We start from the raw sequence: 3,027 nt of genomic DNA on the forward strand, positions 1-3,027 counted from the left end.
TTGAATTTGTACTATTCACAAATGAAAAAGGGTTAAACGCTAAAGCAGTTGAAATAGTCAAACGTGCCACTTCTTAAAGCTGCTCATGGCGATCGCCATCAGATACAATCAAAGAAACTTCCGATCCAGAGTCTTTTACGTACCCTACGGGAAGGCTTTCGCCTACATCTATGCTTAAAAAACTATTTCGAGAGGCAGATTTTGTCAAACTAATCCTTACCAAAACCTGCCCCTAATTTTAGAATCAAGCTGTTCTAAATCTTGCCAATTCCTCCCCGGTTTTAGCATCATGGGCATGAACGGTACAAACTAAACAAGAATCGAACGATCGCGCAACGTGACCAACTTCGATCGGATCGGTAGAATCAGCAATAGGCGTACCAATTAAAGCCGATTCAATTGGCCCCAATTTACCTGCACCATCGCGAGGCCCAACATTCCAAGTCGTCGGTGCGATAATTTGGTAGTTTTTAATCTTACCTTTCTCCAATTCTATCCAGTGACAGAGAGCGCCCCTAGCAGCTTCGGTTGCACCCCAGCCCCGACCATCTTTTTCTTTTGGTTTAATGTAGAAAGGCTCATTTAACCGGAACTCGCGCAAACAGCGTTCGGCTTGGCGGTATAGCTTGACAGATTCGTGCATTCGTGCTATCTGCCGAAGATGGATGCTAGCACCACCCATTTTCTTGAAACAATCGAGGATAAAGCGATCGTAGTGTTGCCAGTCTTGCCCATGCTTGCCACCCGCTACCAGTTGGCGTGCTAATGGCCCTGCTTCCAACCGTCCCGACTCGGCGTGACGCACTGCACTAGACCAGGAATAACTGTTATCGAAATCTTGGGTATTTTTCTCAGTTGGTTTGGTGGTGCGATCGAACGGATGAACGTCTCCAGTGCCTTCATCATACCAAGAGTGAGTTGTATTCTCGCGGGCAAAGCTGTGATCCATCAAGGAGTGAGTATCGCTAAAGCTGTCATACACCCCACTCTTCATAATCACGGCTGCATTTCTACCCTCAATGGTCGGTTTTTGATACTTATCTTCGTGAGGGAGATAGCCCCATGTGATGTATTTTCCAACACCAGCGCCGTACTTATCCAAACCAATATCTAAACCCATCCGCCAGTAAAAACCGAGATCGGAGTTAGCGTGTTTCGGATCTTCCTCCAACCATGCCATAAAATCATCATAAGTTTGGATTTGTTCGTAGCGTTCTAACGAACAACCCAACCAGGCAGGCTCTAACCAATTGGTGCGAAAATATTCCAAAATCGACCAAGCGCGGGTGACATCAGTTAAGGTCGGGGCGCACATTACACCACCTGGCACCATGTAACTAGAGTGCGGCCATTGTCCACCTAATAAAGCATATATTTCTACGGGTTTGGCAGAAATAGTTACTCCCAGTTCGTAGGATTTACCAGTAAAAGGAGCGAACCTGCGACAAGCTTCTTCGTAGAATGAACTATGCTGATATTTTTTATGGGTTAGATCGATCGCGAATAACCCGTAAAAATAGCGGGGAATACTTTGGATTGTTTCGGCTAATTGTCCTAAGTTTCTAGCTAGAATAGCATTGCGCGGTACTTCTGTACCCCAAGCAGTGTCTAATGCCCAAGCAGCAGAACTGAGGTGGGAAGCGCCACAAATTCCACAAGCGCGAGGGGTGACGATTAATCCTGCTTGAGGATCTTTGCCTCGTAAAATAATCTCAAATCCGCGAAATAGTTCGGCGTGAGTCCAAGCGTTGGTTACGTATCCATCTTCTATTTCAACTCTTACATCTAGGTCGCCTTCTACTCTTCCGACTGGCGAAATGTCTAAGGTTTGAACTGGCATTCTTTAAATGTCTCCTCTCTCAAATTTTTACTTTTTTTGAACGCAGATAAATGCAGATGAACGCAGATGTTATTGAGAGTTTTTTGTGGGGTGCAACTGACAATTGACAACTGACAACTGACTAAACTGTAAAAATGTCTTCTTCTGCCCAGGCAGGAGTTGCATCTTTTGCTACAACGGTGATTAGGGCGTAGTCTTTTTTGTTGACTCCGGTGGGCAGTTCTTTGGGTACGCCCATGACGGTTTGGGTTTTGAAAACTGTACCTGGTTTGAGGTCGTGGAAGGGAAACTCTGGTTCGGTGCAACCAAGACAGGGCATTCCGGCGCGGGTTTTGGAGGAAACGCGGTTCCACAAAATGCGGTTGCAGGAGGAATGGGTCATTGGCCCGCGACAACCTAAGTCGTAGAACAGGCAACCTTTGCGCTGTCCGAATTCACCGCTAGAGGCTTTATAGGCAAAGTGGATGTTGCGAGTGCAGCCTGTTTGGGTGAAGCTTTTGAAGAAGGTTTGGGGACGGTTAAGTTCGTCTAAGGTGATATCTGCGATCCTTCCGGTGGCGATCGCGACTAAAATTTGTGTAATCCAGTCTGGATGAGCGGGACATCCGGGAATATTAATTACTGGTAGTCCGCCTTTGGAAACGTAGTCTGTGCCTAAAAAACCGCCTTCCTGACGTTTGAGAAATTGTAATCCTGTCGATTCGCTGGGGTTGGGTGCCATTGCGGGAATGCCGCCCCAAGTAGCGCAGTCTCCTACTGCAACGACGAAACTAGCTACTTTTGATAAGTCGCTCAGCCAATCTTTCATCGGTCGATGAGCAAAGCGGTTCCAAGTACCCGCACCGTTGGGAGCGTTGACGACCGATCCTTCAAATACCAAGATATCTAGGGGGATTGTACCTTTTACGCAATCCCACAGCAATTTTTGCAGGTTTTCGCCTAGTTCGACTCCCAAAGAGGGATGCCACAAAATATTAATGCCAAAGTCTGTTACTAAGTCGCAAGCACTCGGTTCTTCTGCATTTAAGAAGGACATGGTGTTGCCAGAACAGGCTCCACCTTGAAGCCAAAGGACATTGACCATACGCCACCTTCGATCGCAATTTGTTGCAAATTTTTCACAAGAATTGAGAGGCGAACGCGCCGCCTGTTACCCAATTTTTGATTCTATAACTTTTATCATATTA

Annotated in this window: 2 protein-coding genes; both read right to left on the reverse strand. The window is 46.4% G+C overall.

Annotation, left to right across the window (positions count from 1 at the left end):
* Positions 1-244: 244 nt before the first annotated feature.
* The gene (locus H6S82_RS26710; RefSeq protein WP_190468095.1) at positions 245-1,840 is read right to left on the reverse strand and encodes a nickel-dependent hydrogenase large subunit; all 1,596 of its coding nucleotides are present in this window, start codon (positions 1,838-1,840) and stop codon (positions 245-247) included.
* A 121-nt stretch (positions 1,841-1,961) separates the two neighbouring features.
* Entirely contained in the window at positions 1,962-2,924 is a 963-nt protein-coding gene (locus H6S82_RS26715) for a hydrogenase small subunit (RefSeq protein WP_190468092.1), read from the reverse strand.
* Positions 2,925-3,027 lie beyond the last annotated feature (103 nt).

Origin of the sequence: Planktothrix sp. FACHB-1355, from assembly GCF_014748295.1 — a bacterium.
GTDB classification, from domain to species: Bacteria; Cyanobacteriota; Cyanobacteriia; order Cyanobacteriales; family Aerosakkonemataceae; genus Aerosakkonema; species Aerosakkonema funiforme_A.